This is a genomic window from Amycolatopsis sp. (genome assembly GCF_025464955.1).
Taxonomy (GTDB): domain Bacteria; phylum Actinomycetota; class Actinomycetes; order Mycobacteriales; family Pseudonocardiaceae; genus Amycolatopsis.
Genome location: NZ_JAODNM010000157.1, coordinates 1 through 23,268 on the forward strand (window position 1 = coordinate 1; position 23,268 = coordinate 23,268).

At 68.5% G+C, this 23,268-nt stretch carries 17 protein-coding genes; 6 read left to right on the forward strand and 11 right to left on the reverse strand.

Annotation, left to right across the window (positions count from 1 at the left end; all coding sequences use genetic code 11):
- Window positions 1–149 precede the first annotated feature (149 nt).
- The 5 genes from JWQ81_RS39820 to cobU all read right to left on the reverse strand — a co-directional run bounded on the left by JWQ81_RS39820 (window position 150) and on the right by cobU (window position 6,660).
- Entirely contained in the window at window positions 150–3,359 is a 3,210-nt protein-coding gene (locus tag JWQ81_RS39820) for a cytochrome P450 (protein WP_297550106.1), read from the reverse strand.
- A gap of 79 nt (window positions 3,360–3,438) precedes the next feature.
- Complete coding sequence (locus tag JWQ81_RS39825; RefSeq protein WP_297550108.1) at window positions 3,439–4,164, reverse strand: carbon-nitrogen hydrolase family protein; 726 nt, start codon at window positions 4,162–4,164, stop codon at window positions 3,439–3,441.
- Window positions 4,165–4,177: 13 nt separating this feature from the next.
- Entirely contained in the window at window positions 4,178–4,933 is a 756-nt protein-coding gene (locus tag JWQ81_RS39830; RefSeq protein WP_297550110.1) for an adenosylcobinamide-GDP ribazoletransferase, read from the reverse strand.
- A gap of 84 nt (window positions 4,934–5,017) precedes the next feature.
- Window positions 5,018–6,046 (reverse strand): nicotinate-nucleotide--dimethylbenzimidazole phosphoribosyltransferase, encoded by a 1,029-nt coding sequence (gene cobT, locus JWQ81_RS39835; protein WP_297550112.1) that lies wholly within the window; start codon window positions 6,044–6,046, stop codon window positions 5,018–5,020.
- Between the two features lie 8 nt (window positions 6,047–6,054).
- Complete coding sequence (gene cobU / locus JWQ81_RS39840; protein WP_297550113.1) at window positions 6,055–6,660, reverse strand: bifunctional adenosylcobinamide kinase/adenosylcobinamide-phosphate guanylyltransferase; 606 nt, start codon at window positions 6,658–6,660, stop codon at window positions 6,055–6,057.
- A 37-nt stretch (window positions 6,661–6,697) separates the two neighbouring features.
- Here cobU and JWQ81_RS39845 point away from each other — a divergent pair, with 37 nt between their 5' ends.
- From JWQ81_RS39845 to JWQ81_RS39855, 3 genes are read left to right on the forward strand one after another with little or no spacing between them, the layout of a single operon-like run.
- Window positions 6,698–7,636, forward strand: a complete 939-nt coding sequence (locus JWQ81_RS39845) for a cobalamin biosynthesis protein (RefSeq protein WP_297550115.1) — start codon at window positions 6,698–6,700, stop codon at window positions 7,634–7,636.
- Window positions 7,633–9,105, forward strand: coding sequence for a cobyric acid synthase (locus JWQ81_RS39850; protein WP_297550117.1), 1,473 nt, complete (start codon window positions 7,633–7,635; stop codon window positions 9,103–9,105). Before JWQ81_RS39845 ends, JWQ81_RS39850 begins: the two co-directional genes overlap by 4 nt.
- A complete protein-coding gene (locus JWQ81_RS39855) occupies window positions 9,102–10,373 on the forward strand; it encodes a hypothetical protein (RefSeq protein WP_297550119.1) in 1,272 nt (423 codons plus the stop codon). The genes JWQ81_RS39850 and JWQ81_RS39855 overlap by 4 nt, the downstream gene beginning before the upstream one ends.
- Window positions 10,374–10,411: 38 nt before the next feature.
- Here the strand turns inward: JWQ81_RS39855 and JWQ81_RS39860 are convergent, their stop codons facing one another.
- The 3 genes from JWQ81_RS39860 to JWQ81_RS39870 form a co-directional block, all read right to left on the reverse strand.
- On the reverse strand, window positions 10,412–11,530 hold the full coding sequence (locus JWQ81_RS39860) for a DUF4190 domain-containing protein (protein ID WP_297550120.1): 1,119 nt from the start codon (window positions 11,528–11,530) through the stop codon (window positions 10,412–10,414).
- A gap of 143 nt (window positions 11,531–11,673) precedes the next feature.
- Window positions 11,674–12,468: a DUF4190 domain-containing protein gene (locus JWQ81_RS39865; RefSeq protein ID WP_297550122.1), complete on the reverse strand. Its 795-nt coding sequence runs from the start codon at window positions 12,466–12,468 to the stop codon at window positions 11,674–11,676.
- A 72-nt stretch (window positions 12,469–12,540) separates the two neighbouring features.
- Window positions 12,541–12,768, reverse strand: coding sequence for a DUF4190 domain-containing protein (locus JWQ81_RS39870; RefSeq protein WP_297550124.1), 228 nt, complete (start codon window positions 12,766–12,768; stop codon window positions 12,541–12,543).
- Window positions 12,769–13,394: 626 nt separating this feature from the next.
- On the opposite strand from JWQ81_RS39870, the gene JWQ81_RS39875 reads away from it, so the two are divergent.
- Together JWQ81_RS39875 and JWQ81_RS39880 are read left to right on the forward strand one after the other, a co-directional pair.
- Window positions 13,395–14,114: a YafY family protein gene (locus JWQ81_RS39875; protein WP_297550126.1), complete on the forward strand. Its 720-nt coding sequence runs from the start codon at window positions 13,395–13,397 to the stop codon at window positions 14,112–14,114.
- A 56-nt stretch (window positions 14,115–14,170) separates the two neighbouring features.
- Window positions 14,171–14,551 (forward strand): nuclear transport factor 2 family protein, encoded by a 381-nt coding sequence (locus JWQ81_RS39880; protein WP_297550127.1) that lies wholly within the window; start codon window positions 14,171–14,173, stop codon window positions 14,549–14,551.
- 9 nt (window positions 14,552–14,560) lie between these two features.
- Here the strand turns inward: JWQ81_RS39880 and JWQ81_RS39885 are convergent, their stop codons facing one another.
- On the reverse strand, window positions 14,561–15,034 hold the full coding sequence (locus tag JWQ81_RS39885; protein WP_297550129.1) for a carboxymuconolactone decarboxylase family protein: 474 nt from the start codon (window positions 15,032–15,034) through the stop codon (window positions 14,561–14,563).
- Window positions 15,035–15,228: 194 nt separating this feature from the next.
- On the opposite strand from JWQ81_RS39885, the gene JWQ81_RS39890 reads away from it, so the two are divergent.
- Entirely contained in the window at window positions 15,229–16,992 is a 1,764-nt protein-coding gene (locus tag JWQ81_RS39890; protein WP_297550131.1) for a hypothetical protein, read from the forward strand.
- 158 nt (window positions 16,993–17,150) lie between these two features.
- Here JWQ81_RS39890 and JWQ81_RS39895 read toward each other — a convergent pair whose 3' ends face one another.
- Window positions 17,151–18,602: a glutamate synthase subunit beta gene (locus tag JWQ81_RS39895; protein WP_297550133.1), complete on the reverse strand. Its 1,452-nt coding sequence runs from the start codon at window positions 18,600–18,602 to the stop codon at window positions 17,151–17,153.
- Window positions 18,595–23,127, reverse strand: coding sequence for a glutamate synthase large subunit (gltB, locus tag JWQ81_RS39900; protein WP_297550135.1), 4,533 nt, complete (start codon window positions 23,125–23,127; stop codon window positions 18,595–18,597). Before gltB ends, JWQ81_RS39895 begins: the two co-directional genes overlap by 8 nt.
- Window positions 23,128–23,268: the final 141 nt, after the last annotated feature.

Consider the following 23,268-nt stretch of genomic DNA (forward strand, 5'->3'; position numbering starts at 1 on the left):
TGTTCTGGCCATGGTGCATGGTCACCGGGTTCGGACCGGTGACCATGCAGGCTGGCCGGGCAAGTGTTCACGATGTTCTGAGACATAAACTGTTCACGATGTCCTGGGCTGGGACAGCCGGTTCTAACCGGCCTAGCCACTCACGAGTACTAGCCGGCCCAGACGTCTTCGACGTAGCGGTCTTCGGCGATGAGGCCGTCCAGCCAGGCGTCCGCGGATGCCTGGTCGCCGCCGGTTTTCGCCCGCTGGACACCCTTGAACGCGTCACGCACCGCGGGTGCCATGCCCTTGCCGTCGCCGCAGATGTACACCCTCCCGCCGTCGGAAAGTGCCTGCCAGACGTCGTCGGCGTCAGCGGTGATGCGGTCCTGGACGTACTTGACGTCGGCGACGGGCGCCCGCGAGAACGCCGGACGCATCGAGATCACGCCCGCGGCGTCCGCGGCCTGGAACTCCTTGCGGTGCAGGTAGTCGACGTCGGGGTGCCGGACGCCGAAGAAGCACAGCCCCGCGCTCAGTTTCGTGCCCGCGGCGGCCTCGACCGCGCGGTCGCCGATGAACCCGCGGAACGGCGCCACGCCGGTGCCCGCGCTGACCATGATCACCGGCACCGACGGCTCCGGCGCGCGGAACGCTTCGCGAGCGGGGTCCACACGTGCGCGGATCTCGTCACCTGCCCCAAGACTCGCCAGGTAGTACGACGACACGCCGTGGAACGTCCCCGCCCCACTGCGCGCCTGGCCCGACAGCACGCCGACGATCAGCTCGACCTCGTTCGGCGACGCCAGTGACGACGACGAGATCGAGTAGTGCCGCGCCTGGATCGGCGACAGCATCTCGAGGAACTCCTCCGGCGTCAGCCCGCACGCCGGGTTCTCCTCCAGCAGGTCCAGCACACTGCGTCCACACTCGGTGACGTGTTTCTGGAACTCCGCGGGATCGTTGACCAGCTTGTCGAGCACCTGCCGTTCCGGCGGACACGGGTTGCCCTCGGCTAGCACCGCGACCTGCGCGGCCGTCGCCGGGTTCTGCAGCTCGACGAAGTGGGTCAGCAGCTGCCGGATCGTAAGTGGCCTGTCGACGGGCAGGGCGCGGCGCGTCTTCTGCCTCGGGTTGACCGAAACCACCAGGTCGAGATCGAGCCCGAACCGCGCGGCGACCCGCTCGACGAGGTCCGCCGGGTTGTCCGGGACGACGGTCAGGTGGTCGCCGGTGCGGTAGGACGTGCCCTCGGACAGCCGGATCCGCAGATGCCGCTTCGACCGTCCGATCGGGTTTTCGACGTCGACGAGCTCGGTGTTCTCCAGTACGGTCATCGGCCCGACCTCGTACCGCGCGTCGAGCGCCGACGTGATCCCACCGGTGATGACGCGGATGTCGTAGAGCCGGTCCGACGTCGATTCGGCCGCCGGCACGGCGTCCGGGTCGCCGTACTTCGCGAGCAGGCCGCCCCACATGCCGTCCGACCAGGCCTCGATGTCGCCGCTGAGATCGCCCGAGGCGTCGGCCTCGCCTCGTCCGACCAGCCGCGTCGCGCCCAGCTCGGCGAGACGTTCGTCGAGCAGCGTCGGGATGTGCTGGTAGGTCGCGGCCCAGTTCCGGTCCCCGACTCCGAGAACGGCGTAGTCGACGTCGCTGAGATCCGGCTTCGACTCGGTGAGCCAGGCGACGAACTTCGTCGCGTCGTCGGTCGGCTTTCCGTTGTAGGAAGCGGCGATGATCACCAGCGGTCCAGCTGTGGACAACTTATCCACATAGTCGTCCAGCGGCGCCGACACCGACGTGAACCCGCGGTCGTCGCCCTCGTCGGACAGCTGCTTCGCCAGCGCCCGGCAGGTGCCGAGGTTCGAGCCGTGCAACACCGTGAGCGCCGTGCCCGCCTTCGCCCGCCCGGTTACGGAACCGATGGTCTTCTCCGCGGAAGCGACGACAGGAGCAGGAACTGCGCGGTCCATGCGCGGCGCCAGCCTCAGCTCGAAGCCGGTCGGCTTGAGGGTCAGCGTCTCCTTGACCTTCAGCTGGTAGTCGTGGGTGTCGAGGAAGCGGTAGCGGTGGATCAGCATGCCCAGCAGCAACGTCGCCTCGTGCAGCGCGAACTGGCGCCCGATGCACGCGCGCTCGCCGGTGCCGAACGGCTTGAAGGCGTGGACAGGCCGCGCTTTCTCCCGCTCGGGGGTGAACCGCGCCGGGTCGAACGTCTCGACGTTGTCGCCCCACACCGGGTCGCGGTGCAGCGACGGCGCCAGCACGACGACCCACTGGCCCTTCTTGATCGGGTACTTGCCGCCGAGCAGCGTGTCTTTCGTGGCCTCGCGCGAGTATGCGGCGGCGGTAGGCCAAAGCCGGAGTGCCTCGTTGAGCACCTGCCGGATGTAACGCAGTTTCCCGATCTGCTCGAACGTCGGCTGCGGATCGCTTTCGTCGCCCCACATCGCGTCGACTTCGGCCTGCGCCTGCTGCAGCACGGCTGGGTTCTTGACCAGGTAGTGCAGCGCGAACGACAGCGCGCCCGACGTCGTCTCGTGTCCCGCGATCAGGAAGGTGATCACCTGGTTGCGGATGTTGACCTCGTCGAGCTTCTCGCCCGACACCGGGTGCGGGGCGTTGAGCATCAGGCCCAGCATGTCGTCGGTCGAGGTGTCGCCGCTGTCCTTGCGGGCCTTGACGACGTCGTCGACGATGCCGGCCATGAACTTCGCGTCCGCGGTGAACCGCTCGTCGGCGCCGCGGTTGAGGATCGGCCCGATCCACGGCAGCTCGCGCCCCTTCGCCTGCGCGTGCGCCAGCCCGCGGACCAGTGCCTGCACGAACGGATGCGGCTCAAGGGTGTCGAAGGACCCGAAATCGAAGCGGAACCCGGTGAGGCCGATCGTGTCGAGCGTCAGGCGGGTCATGTCGGCGGCGACGTCGACGTCCTCACCGTTGACGGTGTGCCTGTCCCACGCTTCGACGAGCCGGTTCGCGACGTCCAGCATTGTCGGGTGGTAACCCCGCATCGACTGCAGGGCGAACGCAGGCAGCAGGATGTCGTGGGCTTTCTGCCAGTTCGGCTCTTCGTTGTACGCGGTGAAGAGGCCGTCGCCTGTGATACCGCGGATGCGGGCTAACGCGGGCGCGACGTGCTTCGCGAATCGGGTCTCGTCGGACAGTTCGGCCACCAGGTCCGCGCCGGAGACCAGCACCACTTCGTTGTCGAAGAAGCGCTTCGCGAAGATCGGCCCGAGTTCGCGGGCCAGCTGCATGTTGTCCTGGATCGGCGTCTCGCCCGACCCGCCGACCACGTCGCCGACCAGCGGGATGCGTCCCGTGGGATGCGGCATCCCGGAGGTGTCGATGCCGGGAATGTTGGCCGTTGTCATACTTCGCCCTCACTTCGAATCCTGGTTACCGATCGCCCCCAACTTTGGCAGGATTCGACGGACAGTGCACGAACCGTCGCTAATACGAGGTTACTGCCACAATGTAGGCGGAGATCTCCTTCCCGAGTTCCGCCACCGCGACCCCGTCCGGCCGCCAGACTCCGCTGCCGCCGAACGTCTCGAACGGGCCGGTGGTCCCGGAATACTGCGACAACGCCACCCACATGCCGAGCCCGGCCGCGCGGGCGACTTGCTCCCGCAGCCGATCCTCGCTGCCGACGCCGAAGAGCGCGCTGACCACGCAGACCTCGGCACCGGCTTGGCTGAGTTCCCGCGCGTGCCGCGGCACAGCCGCGTCGTAGCAGATCGCTAGTCCCAGCCGACAGCCGCCGATGTCCAGCACGACGTGCCGGGTGCCGGGCGTGAAGAGGTCCAGTTCGTGTCCGTGAAGGTGCTGTTTGGCGTAGTGGTCGACAGTGTCGCCACTGGGTCCGAAGACCAGCGTGGCCAAGAGCAGTTGCCCGCCTTCTTCCAACGCGACGCCGACGAGCGCGTGGATGCCACCGTCCCGGCAAGCCTGCCTCAACGGCTCCAACCGGGGGTCGTCTTTCCCTACCCTGCAACGAGGATCGCTCGCTATGGCGTCGAGTTCGTACCCGGTGAGGGACAGCTCCGGGAACACGCAGACGTCGGCGCCGTCCGCAGCCGCGTCGGCGATGAGGCGAACGTGCTCCTCGACGTTCGCGGGGATGTCAGCGGGCGATGTCCTGGGCTGGGCGACGGCGATGTGCAGCGACTTGGGCATGCTCGAACACTAACTACGCCGCCAAGGCCACAAATGCGGCCGCGGTGGCGACTTCGACGCAGCCGCCGAGGACGTCACCGGTGATGCCGCCGAGACGTCGTACGCAGCGCAGCAACAGGACCCCGGCGACGAGGTACGCCGCGGCGACGGCCACGCCCCCGCGCCACCACGGCAGCCCGGGTGCCAAGCTCGCGAGCCCCGCGGCGACGACGAACACGAGCGCGGCGAGCGTGATCGGCACGGACCCGGACACCGTCGCGCCAAGGCCTTCGGGCCGTGCCGACGGGACGCCGCGTGCGCAGCAGAGCGACAGCACGCAGCGTCCGGCGAGCACCCCGACCACCGCGGCAACGATGCCGTGACCAGCGGAGATCGCGCCCGCCAGCGCGCCACACTGGATGATCAGCACGAAAACCAGCGTCGCGACCCCGCTCGGCCCGGAGTCGCCCATGCGCATGATCGTCAGGGCACGCTCGCGGTCGTAGGACGCGCTGAGCCCGTCTGCGGTGTCCGCGAGCCCGTCGAGATGCAGCCCGCGACTCCCCAGCGCGACAGCGCCGATGGCGAGCCCCGCGCTGACCAGCGTCGGCAGGCCCAGCGCGTCCCCGCCCCACACGATCAGCCCGGCGACGACGGCCAACGGCACTACGGCGAGCGGCGCGAGCACCATCGCCCCGCCCGCCACCCGCCGGTTGATCACGCGGGGCGCGGGTACGGGGAGGGCGGTGAGCGTTCCCACGGCCATTCGCAGCGAGTTCAACCCCGCCATCGCGCCCCCTTACTAGCGGGACGTGAAGGCCACCTTCACGGCAGATAACGCAATGAAGGTGGCCTTCACGTCCAGTTGTGACGCTCAGGCCAGGTCGGCGAGCAGGCCCATGTCGGCGATGATCGCGCGGGCGGCGCGCAGGGTGGCGACGGCCTGGACGGCGCCGCTGCCTTCGCCGAGGCGCAGCCCGAAGTCGAGGATCGGCTCGAGACCGAGCGCCTTCAACGCGTACGCCTGCGAAGGCTCTGTCGAGCGGTGTCCGGCGAGCCACCATCGCTCGGCGCCGGGCGCGATCTCCCGCGCGACCAGCGCCGACGCGCCGGAGAACACGCCGTCGAGCAGCACCGGCACCCGGCGGACGGCCGCCTGCACCAGGAAACCCGCCGTCGCCGCGACACACGCGCTGCCCAACGTCGTCAGCAGCTCGAACGGGTCGCTCACACTGCCTGCACGTGTCAGCGCGGCCTCGACGACGGCGACCTTGTGCGTCCGCCCGGCCTCGTCGATCCCGGTTCCGGTGCCGACGACGTCCTCAGCGGGCAGACCCAGCGCCGCGGCGACCAGCGCCGCGCACACGGTCGTGTTCCCGATCCCCATGTCACCCGGGATCAGCAGGTCGGCGCCGCCGTCGACCTCGGCATTCGCGATCGCGAGCCCGGCCTCGAACGCCCGCTCGGCTTCGCCCGGCAGCAGCGCGTTCTCGACGTCGATCGAGCCCGAGCTGCGCCGGATCTTGTGCTCGACGACCTCGGCCGGAACCCCGTCCAGGTCGTCGTCCACGGCGATGTCGACCACCCGGACGCGCGCCCCGGCCAGCGCCGCGAGCACGTTGACCCCGCTCTTGCCCGCCAGGAAAACCCGGACCATCGCCGCGGTGATCTCCCGCGGGTACGCCGAAACGCCCGCATGCGCGACGCCGTGATCCCCGGCGAACACGACAACCCGGACATCGGTCAGTTCGCGCGGCGGCACGCAACCGTGCGCCGCGCTGAGCCACGCCGCGAGATCCTCGAGCCTGCCGAGCGCGCCGAGCGGTTTCACCAGGCCGTCGAGCCGGGTGCGGGCCGCCGCCTCGGCCGCCGTGTCGGGGACGGGGATGTCGAACTGGCTCATTTCTCTCCTTAAGGCAGGTCGATGACGCGGCCGGCGACGACCAGGAGCACGCGGTCGGACTCGGCGGCGACACGGTTGTTGAGCGTGCCCAGCACATCACGAAAAAGCCGTCCGGACACCGTCGCGGGCACCACACCGCTCCCGACCTCGTTGCTGACGGCCACCACGGGCACGCGCGCCGACGCCCACGCGGCGAGGAAGTCCTCCAGCTTGTCGTCCAGCCGACGCTCCCAGCCCTGGCGCTGCTCCCACGCCCCGACCTCGTCGAGGATCCGGGTCAGCCAGGTGCCGAGGCAGTCGATGATCAGCGGGCTCGACGCGCCGCGCAGCACGGTCGCGAGGTCGCTTGTCTCGACCGTGCGCCAGCTCGAGGGCCGCCGTGCCTGGTGAGCGGCCACGCGCGCGGCCCATTCGGGGTCTTCGGCGGTCGGCGGGAGCCCGGCCGCGACATAGACGACGTGGGGGTGGCTCGCGATGAGCTCCTCGGCGTGCCGCGATTTGCCGGACCGCACGCCGCCGAGGATCAGCACCTTGCCGTCTTGGCGGCCGTAGCGCCGCAGCAGCTGAGCTGTGCTCTCCAGGTAGCCGGCGAGCCGGTGGGTCAGCTTGGTCATGCCGTGCATTCTGGACCACCCCAGTAGGGTTCGCGGCGTGGCATACGGAAGATCGGCGACAGCCGCCGGACTGGCCGCGGGTTTCGCCGCCGACGTCGTCTTCGGCGACCCGCGCCGAGGTCACCCGGTCGCCCTGTTCGGCACGGCCGCGGCCAAGCTGGAACGACGTATCTGGGCCGATTCCCGGGCCAGGGGAGCCGTCTACACAGCGCTCTGCGCGGGTGCCGCGACGGGTCTCGGGCTGCTCGCGCCACGACGTCCGATAGCGCGGTTCGCCGCGACGGCGCTGGCCACCTGGGTGGTGCTCGGCGGGCAAGGGCTCGCCGCGGAAGGCTCGGCGATGGCCGACCTCCTCGACGACGAAGACCTCCCGGCGGCGCGGCAGCGGCTCTCGCACCTGTGCGCGCGCGACGCGACGGACCTCGACTTCAGCCAGCTCTCTCGAGCGGCCACCGAGTCCATCGCCGAAAACACGTCCGACGCCGTCATCGCGCCACTGCTGTGGGGAGCCGTCGCCGGTGTCCCCGGTCTGCTCGGCTACCGTGCGTTGAACACCCTCGACGCCATGGTCGGCTACCGCTCACCGCGTTTCGAGAAGTTCGGCACGGCGTCCGCACGCCTCGACGACCTGGCCAACCTCGTGCCCGCGCGAGTCGGCGCGGTGCTCACCGCTGCCTGCGCGCGGGTCGTCGGCGGTTCCCCGAGCCGGACGTGGCGAGTCTGGCGCCGTGACGGTTCGAGTCACCCCAGCCCGAACGCGGGCCAGGTTGAAGCCGCGTTCGCGGGCGCGCTGGACATCAAGCTCGGCGGGGTCAACAGCTACGACGGCTACGTCGAGGAGCGCGGCACCCTCGGCGACGGCCATCACCCCGAGTCCGTCGATCTCCGTCGCGCCGTGCGGCTTTCGCGGGTGACCGGGGTCGCCGCGCTCGGGGTGGCGATCGCGGTGGCCGGGGTGGCCGGGGTGTCCCGGTGAAGGGCCTGCTCGTCGCCGGAACCACGTCCGACGCCGGAAAAAGCCTGGTCACCGCTGGAATCTGCCGGTGGTTCGCGCGCCAGGGCGTCCGCGTCGCGCCCTTCAAGGCCCAGAACATGTCGAACAACTCGATGGTCTGCGGCGACGGTTCCGAGATCGGCCGCGCGCAGTGGGTGCAGGCCCGCGCGGCCGGGGTCGAGCCGGAAGCCGCGATGAACCCGGTGCTGCTCAAACCGGGCAGCGACCGGCGCAGTCACGTGATCGCGATGGGCAAACCGTTCGGCGTGCTGGACGCGGGGGAGTACGCCACCGGGCGCGCCGGGCTCGCGGAGATCGCGTTCGGCGCGCTCGAAGGGCTGAGCAGCCGCTTCGACGTCGTCGTGTGCGAGGGCGCGGGCAGCCCGGCCGAGATCAACCTGCGCTCCGGCGACTACGTGAACATGGGCTTGGCGCGGCGGTTCGAGCTGCCGGTGGTCGTGGTGGGCGACATCGACCGCGGTGGCGTGATGGCGTCGATGTTCGGCACACTCGCGTTGCTGGGCAAGGAAGATCAGGCGCTGCTGGCCGGCTGGATCGTCAACAAGTTCCGCGGGGACGCCGGCCTCCTGCAGCCGGGCCTCGACAGTCTCGAAAGGCTGACCGGACGTCCGGTCCTCGGTGTGCTGCCGTGGCTGAACGACGTTTGGATCGACTCCGAGGACGCGCTCGCGGCTGCGGGTTGGCGCGGGCAGGCCGCCGGGGGAGCGCTGCGCATCGCCGTCGTGCGGTTCCCGCGCGCGTCCAATGCCACCGACGTCGACGCGCTCGCGGCCGAGCCGGGGGTGACCGTCGAGCTGACAGCCGACCCGGACGTTGTCGCCGCGAGCGACATCGTCGTCCTGCCGGGGTCGCGGGCGACGGTCGACGACCTGCGCTGGCTGCGCGAGCGCGGACTGGCCGACGCCGTCGCCAAGCGCGCCGCCGCCGGACGTCCTGTGCTGGGCATCTGCGGCGGGTACCAGATGCTGGCCGCGACCATCGACGACGAACTGGAGTCCGGCGCCGGCCGCGTCGACGGCCTCGCGCTCCTGCCGACGCACGTCGAATTCGCCGCCGAGAAGGTGCTCGGTAGGCCGTCCGGTACCTGGCGGGGTCAGCGCGTCGATGCCTACGAGATCCACCACGGCACCGCGCTGCCGACCGAGCCCGCGGAGTCCTTTTTGGATGGTTGGCGCAGCGGCTCGGTGTGGGGAACCATGTGGCACGGCGCGTTCGAGAACGACGGCTTCCGCCGCTCGTGGCTCGCCGAAGTCGTCCCCGGCTGGTCTCCGGCTCCGGGCGCGCCCAGCTTCACTTCGTTGCGGGAGAGCATGCTCGACAGGCTCGCCGACGCCGTCGCCGAACACCTCGACACCTCGACGTTGCGCGGCCTCGTCGAAGCGGGTGCGCCGGCCGGACTTCCGTTCGTGCCACCGGGTGTCCTGGCATGAAGGACCTGCTCGACCGTCGCGGCGCGGACGCGGTCCTGATCGCGGCGGCGCTGGTCGCGGCCGCGTGCGCGTTCATCACGACGTCGAGGCCGTACAACCTGGTCGCCGTGACCGTGGGCGTGATCGTGCTCGGGGCCGCGCTGACGTCGGCACTACGACGCCCGCCTAGCCGGGCCGCGATCGTCATCGCGCTGGTGCTCGGGCTGGCTTCGCTGACGAAACCGCCGTGGGGCAACGTCACGCTGCAGGCGTTGTTCTGGCCCTCGCTGGCTTGCTTTGCGCTGTCGATGATCGCGCTCGGCTTCGCCGCGTACCAGCCTTCGCGCGGTTGGCTGCTCAAAGCGGGTGTCGTCGGGGCAGTCGCCGCGATGATCGGGATCATCTTCGGCAGCGGGAACCCGGCGATCGACGTCTGGGTGATCTTCCAGCAGGCCGGTGCCGGACTGTTCCACGGCATCAACCCGTACACGACCACGTTCACCGACATTCCCGCAGGTCAGACGGCCGGCTGCTTCAATTACCTGCCGGTCACGCTGTTTCCCGCCGCGGCGGGCTGGGGACTCTTCCGCGACGTCCGCTGGGCCGAGCTCGCCGTTCCGCTGGCGGGCTGGTTCACGCTCCTTTGGCACGTGCGGGGGAAACGGAACGCCGTGCTGCTGGTCGGCGTCGCGATGACGCTCGGTGGGACGTTGCGCGTGGCTCAGCAGGGGTGGAACGAGAGCCTGGTCCTTGGCTGGCTGCTCATCGCCGCGGTGTTGTGGTCGCGCGGCCGAAACCTTTGGGGGATGGCGTTCCTGGGGCTCGCGTTCGCGACGAAACAGCACGCGCTGCTGCTGCTCCCGCTGTGTGTCGTATGGCGTTCTTTCCTTGGCTGGCGCCGAACAGCGGGCGCTGCGGCCATCGCGTTCGCGGTGTCTTCACCGTGGATCTTCGCGAATTTCACGCGGTTCAAAAGCTGTACGGTCGACTTCTTTCTCAACGCCACACCGAGGGACGATTCCCTTTCCCTGTGGCGATTCTTCCCCTCCGGTGGGCAGACGGTCCTGGTCGTCGTCCTCGCCTGCGCGGCCGTCGGCCTGTGCTGGAAGTGCGCGCCGAAGACCCCGGCAGGCTTCCTGCTGGCGTCGGCCTTGCTGCTCGCTACGTTCAGCTTGGTGAACAAGCAGACCTTCGAAAACCAGTGGTGGCTCGTGAGCGAACTCGCCGTCGCCGCACTGGCACTCGGGGTGGTGGAGACGACAGGACTCGTGAGCGTTCCGGCCGCTTAGAACCGGCTGGAACACTCACGAGTCTGAGCTGCGGCGGCCTAGTTCATGATGCCCAAGGCGGTGTGGATCTGCTGGCGTTCGGTCGTGGTGGACCCCACTTCACCGAGCGCGCGGGCGGTTGCCGAAGGGCTTTCCGCGGTTGCCGCGTCCTGCCAGTGCGGCAGCTGAGTCCGGAGCTTCGCGACGAGCGCGTCGATGGAAGGTTGGGCTCCGTCCTGCCACGGTGAGCCGGCCAGCGCGTCGATGTCGCCCTGCGTGCGCGCCGCTTCGCCCGCGGCGAACTCCTTCTTGTCGTCCCACGTCGGCTTCTCGATGTCCTCGTACTTCTCCAGCGACGGGTCCGGCTTGTCGACCGCCTGGACGTAGCGTTTCTGCTGATCCGTGTACGGGATGCCGGACGGCCGCACGAGACCGGTGATCGGGCCGGCATTGCTCCGGAAGAAGCAGGTCAGCACATGTATGCCACGGTCCCAGAGCGACGCGTCGGGATACAGGTACCGGGTGGTCACGCCCGGGTAGTTCCGGTCCGGGTCGAGGTAGCGGTACCTGGCTTCGGTGCACTGTGAAGAGAGGGTTTTGAGCCTGGCGGCCGACGGGAAGTTCGTGTCTTTGATCGTGATCGTGCCGAAGGCTTCGGCATCGTGTGCGGCTGTGCAGGGCTTAGACGTCACGACGGCCGATTTTGCGTCTTCCGGCCGGTCGAAGCAGTCGCCCGGCTTGAGTTTGAAGCCGTCGACGGCGGAGCCGCTCTGGCTGACCGCGGTGCCGATGCGATCCACCGTGCCGTTGGAGACCAGTACCGCGGCCGCTACCGCGATCGCGGCCACCCAGACCCCGGCCACCACCAGGCCGCTGATGGCCAGCCCGCGGCCCGCCTGCCCGGTCTTCTTGATCTGCGACAGCGCGACGCACCCGAAGATGATCGCGAGCACGAGCAGCAGGACCGAGCAGCCGAGGATCCCGCAGATCAGTGCTGCGATCGCGAAGCCGTTTGTTCCCTGCGGGCGTGGTGGCGGCTGGTTCCAGCCGTGGACCTCGTAGCCCGAGTACTCGGGTCCGGCGTAGCTCGGCAACTGCGGCGGCTGCGGGTACGGCAGCGGCTGCGGGTACGGCTCGGGGAGGTCGGAGTTGCCCGGTTCGACGGGCGGTGTGGACATTCTCCGCAATCTAGGCCAACGCCTGGCGACTCGGACACCCATTTGCGGATTCGCCGCCGAACGTGGATCCCTCGGGGCCACCCCAGTGGCGTTGAACGCCAATGCGGCGGCCGCCATCAGGATGGCCCCGAGGGATCCTTGCGCTAGTGCTGCGCGGGGGTACCGGTGCCGCGGGCCGGGGTGCTCAGCTTGCCCGTCGTGCTGCTGACGTAGCAGACGATCGAGTGGTTGCCGGCAGCCCAGGCGAGTGCGGACGGGGCCAGGTAGGCCGGGGTCAGGTTGGGATAGTCCATGGCCGGGTCGAGGTAGCTCTTCGTGGCCGTGACGCACTGGTCGTTGGCCTGCTGCGACATCGCCTGCTCGCCGGGGTAGGTCGTTCCGGTGATCGGGAGGAGTGCGACCGTTTCGCCATCATGCGCGGTGGTGCACGCCAACTTGTCGATCGGCTGGGCGGCGTTGGTGGTGTTTTGGTTGAAGCAGTCCCCGGGAGTGAGACCGAAACCGGGCGCGCCGTTGTTGTTCAGCACGGTCTTCACGGCGGACACGATCACGATGGTGCCGACGACCCAGGCCACCATCCACAGCGCGGACAGGATCACGCCGGCGATCGCCAGGCCGCGTCCTGCCTGACCGGTCTTCTTGATCTTCGACAGGGAGATGAAGCCGAAGATGAACCCGAGGAGGAAAAGGGGAGTGATCCCGAAGATCAGCGCGGCGATCGCGAGCCCGTTCGTCCCTTGTGGACGCGGCTGCCCGTAGTTGGGATCCACCTGGCCGTAACCGGGGCCGCCCTGCCCGTAAGCGGGGCCGCCCTGCCCGTAACCAGGACCAGCCTGCCCGTAAGCGGGGCCGCCCTGCATTCCGTATTCGGGGGCCGCTGGGGGCTGGGGGACGTACTCAGGTGAACCGGGCGCGGGTGGCCCGGGAGGTGTTGACATTCTCCGCAACGTAGGCGAGCGCGACCCGTTTGGTGGCGAAACGGGGAAATCGCTTCGAAACGGTTATCTTGATCAAATCGTGGAGAGGTGGTCGAGGGTCCCGTCGGCGACTACGAGCGCGACCAGGGCAGCGATGGCGGCCACCCACAGCCCCGTCGCCACGAGCCCGCCGATGGCCAGTCCGCGTCCGGCTTGTCCGGTTTTCTTGATCTGGGACAGCGCGACGGAGCCGAACACGACCGCCAGGATGATCAGCACGAGCGAGCAGCCGAGGATCCCGCAGACGAGCGCTGCGATCACGAAGCCATTGGTTCCCTGCGGCTGTGGCAGGTTCTCGCCGCTCTGGATCTCGTAACCCGAGTACTCAGGTCCGGCGTAGCCAGGCAGCTGTGGGCAGGGCTCGGGTTCCTCGGGCGGCGTGGACTCGGGGGACGTTTAGTACACACCATTTGTATCGGGGGACCTTTCGTACACAGGAAACCCTGGCTGGCCAGCCCCGCTCTTTGTCGTGTGCCGAAGTGGCGTTGAACGCCACCAATGCCTGGAACTTAGGGGTGTCGGGTGGTTGGCCGGTTGAGGTGGTGGGTTCGGCTTTACTGCTGCAAGGACCGGGGCGAGTTGGTGAACGCGCAAGGGGGCCGAGGGCCTGTCGCGTCATGTCGGGTGGCGGGGCTGGTGTGGCTGGTGTGGCGTTGTGACGTGTCGTGAAGGCCACCTTCATGGCGTATGGCGTACTCAACTAGGCCTTGACGACGTCTCTGCCCTGCCGAGAGTGCCTTCGGGAGTCCCAGCAGTCACATCGCCATCACCAGCACGGCGTGACTGGCCCTCAGTTCCGCTACCAGCAACCATTCGCCCCGGTCCTTGCCGCTTTGGACAGAAGTGAAGACCCCAACGCGAGCTGCCGCACCGGATAGATTCGACCGATGAGTCGTACCGACCGGCTGTACGCGCTGGTGGAGGAGCTGCGGGCGGTGTCGCCGCGGCCGCGCAGCGCACGGTGGCTGGCCGCGCGGTTCGAGGTCAGCGCCCGCACGATCGAGCGTGACCTGTCCGCGCTGCAGGCGTCCGGTGTGCCCGTCTATGCCGAACCCGGCCGCACCGGCGGGTACGTGCTCGACAAGGCGCACACCCTGCCGCCGCTCGCGATGACCCCGGGCGAGGCCGCCGCGCTCGCCGCCGGTCTGCACACGCTGACGGGTACCCCGATGGCCGACGCGGCACGCTCGGCGCTGGCGAAGGTCGTCGCTGTGATGCCCGCGCGCGACCGTACCGCCGCCGAAGAACTGGCCGCGCGTATCCGATTTTTTGATTCCAGGGAGGAAAAAGTGGTGCCGCTCGTGCTGCAACGGGCGTTGGCCGCCCGCCGGGTGCTGCGGATCGACTACGCCGACCGCCTGGGCAACACGAGCAGCCGTGTGGTCGAGCCGCTCGGCTTCCTCGGCGGCGAACACTGGTACCTGATCGCGTGGTGCCGGCTGCGTACTGCGGCCCGCGGATTCCGACTGGACCGCATCGGCGCGGTCGAGGAGCTCGACGAGAGCGCCCCGCCGCGCTCGATCGACATCGACGCGTTCCTCGGCCGCACTCTCGTCGGGCCGAAAGTGACGGCAAACACCGACACAACGGTGTCGCGCGGGCGCTGAAAACTGTTCTCCAGCAGGCGGCCACCAGGGTCGCCGAACTGGTGAAAGGGCCTTATATGACCGACCTTCAACTGCTAGGCACCGATGTCTTCGAACGCTGGACCGCCCTGTGGAACGGCGATTTCGACGTCACCGACGCCCTGCTCGCCCCGGACTTCCGTATCCACTTCGCCGGGGCGAACGCTGCCGCCCGCGGGGACGACGTGCGCGGTCCGGACGCCTTCGCCGCCTTCGTCACAGCGTTCCGCGAAGCCAAGCCCGACTTGAGGTTCCGCTTTGACGGCCCGCCCATCGGACAAGGCGACCGCATCGCGTCGATCTGGTCCGTCCGCCAGCCCGGCGGTCTCGCGAAAAGCGGCATCGACGTGCTCCGGCTTGTCGACGGCCAGATCGTCGAAGTCTGGTCCGTCACCGGCGAAGTCACTTTCGGCGAGTAACCGTGGGACTTACCCGAACTGGCCGGGCTGGTAGTCACCGGCGGGCTGCTGGATGATGACGTTCAGGCGGTTGAAGGCATTGATGAGGGCGATGGCGGAAACCAGCGCGGCGAGCTGGTCCTCGTCGTAGTGCTTGACGGCGTTCGCCCAAACCTCGTCGGAGACTCCGCCGGCCGCGTCGGCGATGCGGGTGCCCTGCTCTGCCAGCTCCAGAGCAGCGCGCTCGGCCTCGGTGAAGACGGTCGCCTCCCGCCAGACCGCGACCAGGTTCAGGCGCGTCGCGGTCTCCCCGGCGAGCGCGGCCTCTTTGGTGTGCATGTCGGTGCAGAACGCACAGCCGTTGATCTGACTGGCGCGGAGCCTCACCAGCTCCTGCGTCGCGGCGGGCAGTGTCGAATCCGCGAGCACCTTGCCCGCCGAGGTGAGGTATTTCAGGAACTTGCCTGCGACCGGGTTTCCGAACACGTTCAAGCGGGCATCCATGGTGAACTCCTCAGCCGTTTCTAGTTGGTTACACACTCATGACGAAGTAGCTCGTCGAAATGTGACAGGTCCTTCGACGCGTAACAGCTGTACGCTGCGCACCGATACGTCTTGGGGCATCGGGGACCGGGGGAATCACCCCTCGCGGTTACAGCCGCCTAATGAATTTCGCGTGTACCGGGGGAAGAGTCGTATTGAACACCGTTGTGGGGACCCAGCCTGATCATCGGCTCGGAGCGGACGGCCTGGACGTCGATCAGGCCGGACCCGGCCGCCGGTCCGGATTGGCGCGCAAGCTCCCCGCACTCGGAGCGGTCCTCGTCGGGACTTTCCTCATCTGTGCGCATGCCGCGTTGTACGGTCATTGGCTGGTCGACGACGCGGCCATCACCTTCGACTACGCGCGCAACGTCGCCCAGGGCTACGGCCCGGTTCTCCAGCCGGGTGCTACCCCGGTCGAGGGCTATTCGAACACGCTCTGGCTGGTTTTGCTGGTGCTGGGCCGATGGCTCGGCCTCTTCGACCACGGCTTGCTCCTGGGCATTCCGGACTACGTGGTGTACCCGAAGCTGCTGGCCGCGTTGTTCTGCGCCGGCACGCTCGTGGCGTTCCACCAGATTGCCGCGGTCCTGGTCCGGCGCGCCTGGATCGTCACCCTCGGTGCCGGTACGTTGCTGGCCTGCATCCCGTCCTATGTCGCTTGGTGCTTCTCCGGCTTGGAAAACTCGCTTTACGCCTTCCTCGTGACAGCCATCGCCGCGGTCACCGTGCGCGCGATCGCCAACGGCAGGATGACCAGCGTCGTCCCAGCCGTCACTACCGGGCTGCTGGCTTTCGGCGCGGCGCTCACCCGGCCGGACGGCATGATCTTCGCGGTGAGTTTCCCGATCGTGGCTCTGCTGCTCATCACGCGGGCGTCGATTCGCAAGACGATTGTCGCGGCGGTGTCGTCCCTGGTCGCGTTCGCCGTCCCGTTCGGTCTTTTCCTGCTCTGGCGGCATGCGGAGTTCGGGCGGTGGGTGTCGAACACGGCCGCGGCCAAGAAACAGGCACTGGGACCGGACGCCCAGACGATCTCGGCGTTCAACAAGATCGGTGCCCTGCTGAGCTACATCGGGGTGGTCGGCGCCGTGGTCGCGCTCGTCGTCCTCGGCGCGACGATGGGTACGCCGTCGGTGTTCCGCCGCCGGTTCGTGGGCGCGCTCGTTCCGTTCGCACTCGCCATTTCCGCGTTCGGCATCTTGAATCCCGACTGGATGACCCAGCTCCGGTTCGCCACCCCCATCTGGGCGATGGGTTCGCTGGTGGTCACCGTCGGCGCTTATCGTGTCCTCGCCTCGACAGCGCTGCGCACTCGAGTCGTGTGCGGCCTGGCCATCGTCGCCGCGTTGACCACTTCGTTGACCCTGTTGAAGCAACAGGAAACCGCGTTCAGGATCGCGCCGACAGTGCCGATGTGCCTGGTCGCGGACTCCGCCGGGCGGCTGATCAACGAGCTGGCCGACGAGTTGAAGCTTGCGGACAAGGAGTCCTACGTCGGACCGGATCTCGGCGGCAGTGCGCTGACCTCACGGTTGCGAGTAGTCGACCTCGCCGGCCTCACCGACGCCAGGATTGCCGACTACCGAGCCAACGGCGACGTTGCGGGCCTTTCCGAGTACATCTTCGGTGAGGTCCGGCCCGCCTTCATCCACGCCGAAAAGGCCTGGAAGATCGTCGGCTGGGACGCGCGCCTCGACACGGACTACGACTTCCTCGACACGACCGACCCCGCCAAGGGCGGCATGTACGTCCGGAAGGACCTCGTCCACGGGCAGGCTGAGCTTGATCACCTGCGGACGTTCGAACAATCGGAAATCAAGGTGATCTTCGACCGCTACAACCAGGCACCCCGCGCGTCCTGCGGCAGCCAGCTGGTGACAGGACAGGTACTCGGTGCCTCTGCGGGCACCCGCTAGCCCGAATTCGGGTTGCCTTGCCGGAGTTTGCTGCGAAGGATGGGTGGCAATGACCACCACTCCCCGAACACGCGTACGACCCCGCCCCCAATTCGTGAAGGCCCCCTTCACCGCGTGCGATGCGGTGAAGGGGGCCTTCACGAAACGTCGCCGTACCCCTAGACCAGCGGTCGGTCGGTGGGGGCGATGGGCCGGGGGAGGATGTCCCGGCCGGTGAGGTAGGCGTCGGCGCCGGCGGCGGCGGAGCGGCCTTCGGCGATGGCCCAGACGATCAGTGACTGGCCCCGGCCCATGTCTCCGGCGACGAAGACGTTGCCGAGGTTGGTTTTGAAGGTCTTGTCGCGGGCGACGTTGCCTCTCGGGTCGAGTTCGACGCCGAGGGTGTCGAGCAGGCCTTCCTTCTGGGGGCCGACGAAGCCCATGGCCAGGAGTACGAGCTGCGCGGGAAGGTCGGTTTCCGTGCCTTCCACGGGGACGAATTTGCCGCCTTCGTTGCGGACCTCGACCAGCTTCAACGCCTTCACGTTGCCGTCGGCGTCGGCCGCGAACTCCTGCGTGTTGACCGAGTACAGGCGTTCGCCGCCTTCTTCGTGTGCGGAGGACACGCGGTAGATCATCGGGTACGTCGGCCACGGGTTCGCGTCGGAGCGCGATTCCGGTGGCTTCGGCATGATCTCCAGCTGGGTGACCGACCTTGCGCCTTGGCGGTGTGACGTGCCGACGCAGTCGGCGCCGGTGTCGCCGCCGCCGATGACGACGACGTCCTTGCCCGCCGCAGTGATCGGCGACTCGTTGAGCTCGCCGGAGGCGACGCGGTTGGCCGGTGGCAGGAACTCCATCGCCTGGTGGATCCCGCCCAGTTCGCGACCGGGGATCGGCAGGTCGCGCCACGCCGTCGCGCCGCCCGCGAGGATCACCGCGTCGTACTCCGAGCGCAGCTGCGTCGCCGTGATGTCGACGCCGACGTTGATGCTGCGGCGGAACTTCGTACCCTCGGCCCGCATCTGCTCGAGCCGGCGGTCCAGCCGGTGCTTCTCCATTTTGAACGCCGGAATGCCGTATCGCAGCAGCCCGCCGATGGCATCCGCCCGCTCGAATACGACGACGTCGTGCCCGGCACGCGTGAGCTGCTGCGCCGCGGCGAGCCCGGACGGCCCGGAGCCGACCACGGCCACCGTCTTGCCGGTGAGCTTCTGCGGGATCTGCGGAGTGACCCAGCCTTCGGCCCACGCCCGGTCGATGATCGAGATCTCGACCCGCTTGATCGTCACCGCGTCGTCGTTGATGCCGAGCACACACGCGGTCTCACACGGCGCAGGGCACAGCGTGCCGGTGAACTCCGGGAAGTTGTTCGTGGCGTGCAGCCGTTCGCTCGCCGCGCGCCAGTCTTCGTTCCACACCAGCGTGTTCCACTCAGGAATCAGGTTCCCGAGCGGACAGCCCTGGTGACAGAACGGGATCCCGCAGTCCATACATCGACCGGCCTGCTTTTCGAGCTTGGTCGACGCGAAGTCCTCGTACACCTCGCGCCAGTCCATCAGCCGCAGGTCGACCGGACGGCTCGTCGGTGTCTCCCGCGTAGTGGTCATGAAACCCTTGGGGTCAGCCATGTGCGGCCTCCATGATTGCCTCGTTCACGTCACGTCCCTCGCGCTCGGCCTTGGCCTGTGCGGCGAGGACTCGCTTGTAGTCCTTCGGCATGACCTTGCCGATCCGCGTCATCGCGGTGTCCCAGTCGGCCAGCAGCGCCCGCGCGACGGCGGACTCCGTCTCGTCGTAATGGCGTTCGATCGCGTCGCGGAGGAACTCGGTGTCCTCGTCGTCGAGCGGGTCGACGTCCACCATCTCCGGGTTGACCCGGTGCCCCGGCAGGTCGAGCACGTACGCGACCCCGCCCGACATCCCGGCCGCGAAGTTGCGCCCGATGTCGCCCAGCACCACCACGCGCCCGCCGGTCATGTACTCGCAGCCGTGGTCCCCGACGCCCTCGACCACCGCGATGGCACCCGAGTTCCGCACGCAGAACCGCTCGCCGACCTTGCCGCGGATGAAGAGCTCGCCGCTCGTCGCGCCATACCCGATCACGTTGCCGGCGATGATGTGCTCCTCGGCGACGAACTGCACACCTTCCGGCGGGCGCACGATGATTCGGCCGCCCGACAGACCCTTGCCGACGTAGTCGTTGCCGTCACCGATGAGCCGCAGCGTGATGCCCTTCGGGATGAATGCCCCGAACGACTGACCCGCGGTCCCGGTGAACGTCACGTCGATCGTGTCGTCCGGCAGGCCTTCGCCGCCCCAGCGCTTGGTGAGCTCGGACCCCAGCATCGTGCCGACGGTCCGGTTCACGTTGCGCACCGGCAGTTCCAGCCGCACCTTGTCACCCGAGGACAGCGCGCCCTCGGCGAGCTGGATCAGCGTGTTGTCGAGCGCCTTCTCCAACCCGTGGTCCTGCGCGACATGTTGGTGCCGCAACGCGCGCGGGGCCAGCTCGGGCACGTGGAAGATCGGCGACAGGTCGAGCCCGGAGCCCTTCCAGTGGTCGACGGCCTTGCGCTTGTCGAGCACCTCGGCATGCCCGACGGCTTCGGCGATGGACCGGAAACCCAGCTCCGCCAAGTACTCCCGGACTTCCTGCGCGATGAACTGCATGAAGTTGACGACGTATTCGGCCTTGCCGCTGAACTTCTCCCGCAACTTTGGATTCTGCGTCGCGACGCCGACCGGACAGGTGTCCAGGTGACACACGCGCATCATCACGCAGCCCGACACGACCAGCGGCGCGGTCGCGAAACCGAACTCCTCGGCGCCGAGCAGCGCCGCGACCATCACGTCCCGGCCGGTCTTGAGCTGGCCGTCGGTCTGGACGACAATCCGGTCGCGCAGGCGGTTCTCCAGCAGCGTCTGCTGTGTCTCGGCGAGCCCGAGCTCCCACGGCCCGCCCGCGTGCTTGATCGACGACAGCGGCGAAGCGCCGGTGCCGCCGTCGTGCCCGGAGATCAGCACGACGTCCGCGTGGGCCTTGGACACCCCGGCCGCGACCGTACCGACACCGACCTCGGAAACCAGCTTCACGTGGATGCGAGCCGCCGGGTTGGCGTTCTTCAGGTCGTGGATGAGCTGCGCGAGGTCTTCGATCGAGTAGATGTCGTGGTGCGGCGGCGGCGAAATAAGCCCGACGCCCGGCGTCGAGTACCGCGTCTTCGCGATCCACGGATACACCTTCGGACCGGGCAGCTGGCCGCCTTCGCCGGGCTTCGCGCCCTGCGCCATCTTGATCTGGATGTCGTCGGCGTTGACGAGGTACTCGCTCGTCACCCCGAACCGGCCGCTCGCGACCTGCTTGACGGCGGACCGCCGTTCCGGGTCGTACAGCCGCTCGGCGTCCTCGCCGCCCTCACCGGTGTTGGACTTGCCGCCGATGCTGTTCATCGCGATGGCCAGGGTCTGGTGCATCTCCATCGAGATCGAGCCGTAGGAGATCGCGCCGGTGGCGAACCGCTTGACGATCTCGGAGACCGGTTCGACCTCCTCGATCGGGACCGGCGTGCGCTCGCCGTACTTGAAGTCGAACAGCCCGCGCAACGTGTAGAGCTTCTCGGACTGGTCGTTGACGGCCTTCGTGTACTCCTTGAAGACGTCGTACTTCCCGGACCGCGTGGAGTGCTGCAGTTTGAACACGGTCTGCGGGTTGAACAGGTGCGGCTCGCCCTCGCGGCGCCACTGGTAGTCCGCGCCGGTCTCGAGCTCGCGGTGGCTCGCGCGGACGCCGTCGGCGGGGAACGCCTTCCGGTGCCGCTGCGCGACTTCCTGCGCGATCGTGTCGAAACCGATCCCGCCGAGCCGGGAAGTGGTGCCGGTGAAGCAGTTCTCGATGACGTCTTCGCCGAGCCCGATCGCCTCGAAGATCTGCGCGCCGGTGTAGGACGCGACGGTCGAGACGCCCATCTTGGACATCGTCTTGCGGACGCCCTTGCCGAGCGCCTTGATCAGGTTCGTGGTGGCTTCCTTCGCCGTGACACCCGGGATGTGGCCCTGGCGGGCCATCTCCTCGACGGTCGCCATCGCCATGTACGGGTTCACCGCGGCCACGCCGTAACCGATCAGCAGCGCGACGTGGTGCACCTCGCGCGCGTCGCCGGACTCGACGATGAGCCCGACCTGGGTCCGCGTCTTCTCGCGGACCAGGTGGTGGTGGACCGCGCCGGTGAGTAGCAGCGACGGGATCGCCGCGTGGTTCTCGTCGACGCCGCGGTCGGAGAGCACGATCAGCCGTGCGCCGTCTTCGATGGCCTCGGACACCTCGGTGCGGATTTCGTCGAGCCGCTTGATCAACGCCTCGCCGCCGCCGTGGACGTTGTAGCGGCCGAGCACGGTGACGGCCTGGAACTCCGGAAGGTCGCCGTCGTCGTTGACATGGACCAACTTCGCGAGCTGGTCGTTGTCGATGACGGGGTACGGCAGGGTGATCCGCCGGCAGGACGCCGAGTTGCCGTCGAGCAGGTTCGGTTCGGACCCGAGCTGGGTGCCGAGCGCGGTGACCAGCTCCTCGCGGATGGCGTCCAGCGGCGGGTTCGTCACCTGGGCGAACAGTTGGATGAAGTAGTCGAACAGCTGACGCGGTCCACTGGAGATCGACGCGAGCGGCGAGTCGTTGCCCATCGAGCCGATCGGCTCCGCGCCGGTGCGCGCCATCGGCTCGAGCAGGACGTCGAGCTCCTCTTCGGTGTACCCGAACGCTTGCTGGCGGCGGACGAGCGCGGCGTGCAGCGGGACCTCGCGGTCGCGCTCGGGTAGGTCCGCGAGCGCGACGAGCCCGGCGGACACCCAGTCGCCGTACGGGTGCTCGGCGGCCAGGCCGCCCTTGATCTCCTCGTCGTCGATGATCCGGCCTTCGGCGGTGTCGACGAGGAACATCTTCCCCGGCTCCAGCCGGCCCTTGCGGATGATCGTCGACTGGTCGATCTCCAGCACGCCGACCTCGCTGGCGAGCACGACGAGGCCGTCCTCGGTGACCCAGTACCGGGCGGGGCGCAGGCCGTTGCGGTCGAGCACGGCGCCGATCTGCGTGCCGTCGGTGAACGAAACCAGCGCGGGGCCGTCCCAGGGCTCCATGAGCGTGGAGTGGAACTCGTAGAACGCGCGGCGCTCCGCGTCCATCTCCTGATGGTTTTCCCACGCCTCGGGGATCATCATCAACACGGCGTGCGGCAGTGACCGGCCGCCGAGGTGCAGCAGTTCGAGTACTTCGTCGAAGGAGGCGGAGTCGCTCGCGCCGCGGGTGATGATCGGGTGGATGCGCTTGAGGTCGCCGTCGACCAGGTCGGTCTCGAGCATCGACTCGCGCGCGTCCATCCAGTTCCGGTTGCCGCGCAGCGTGTTGATCTCGCCGTTGTGGGCGACGTAGCGGTACGGGTGGGCGAGCGGCCACGACGGGAAGGTGTTGGTGGAGAAGCGGGAGTGGACCAGGCCGATGGCGCTGGTGACCCGTTCGTCGGTCAGGTCGTCGAAGAACTTCTCGACCTGCGGCTCGGTGAGCATTCCCTTGTAGACGATGGTGCGCGACGACAGACTGGGGAAGTAGACGTCCTCGGCGACGAGCTCGTGCTCGGCCCGCTTGCGCACGCAGAACGCGGCGCGCTCCAACGCCAGTCCGTCGCGGTTGTTTCGGCGTCCGGAAAGGAAAAGTTGGGTGAAATGCGGCATCGTGGTGGCCGCGGTGGGGCCGACGTGCTCGGCGTGCACCGGCAGTTCGCGCCAGCCGAGGACCTGCATGTCCTCCTCGGCGGCGATCCGCTCGATGGTGGTCATGGCGCGGCCGCGCTTCTTTTCGTCCACGGGCAGGAAAGCCGTGCCGACGGCGTAGTGACCGGCCTCGGGCAACGCGAAGTCCACAACTTCCCGGTAAAACTCGTCGGGGACCTGGATCAGGATGCCGGCGCCGTCGCCGGTGTCGGGTTCGGCGCCACGGGCACCCCGGTGCTCGAGATTCCGCAGCGCGACCAGCGCCTTGCTGACGATGCCATGGTCGCGACGACCCGCTAGGTCGGCGACGAAGGCAACTCCGCAGGCGTCGTGGTCGTTCTGCTTGTCGTACAGACCCTTGCGGGTCTTTGCTGATGCGTGGCGGGTCACGGCTGGCCGCCTCCCAAGGCGTCGGCGCGGGTCGCTTCATCCGAAAGTGGGATCCAGGGGGACCTGGGTTAACGGAAGAGCTCGAGTCCGCGATAGTCAGTCGAGAAGACCGATGCGGGGAAGGCCCGATTGCCCGCGAAG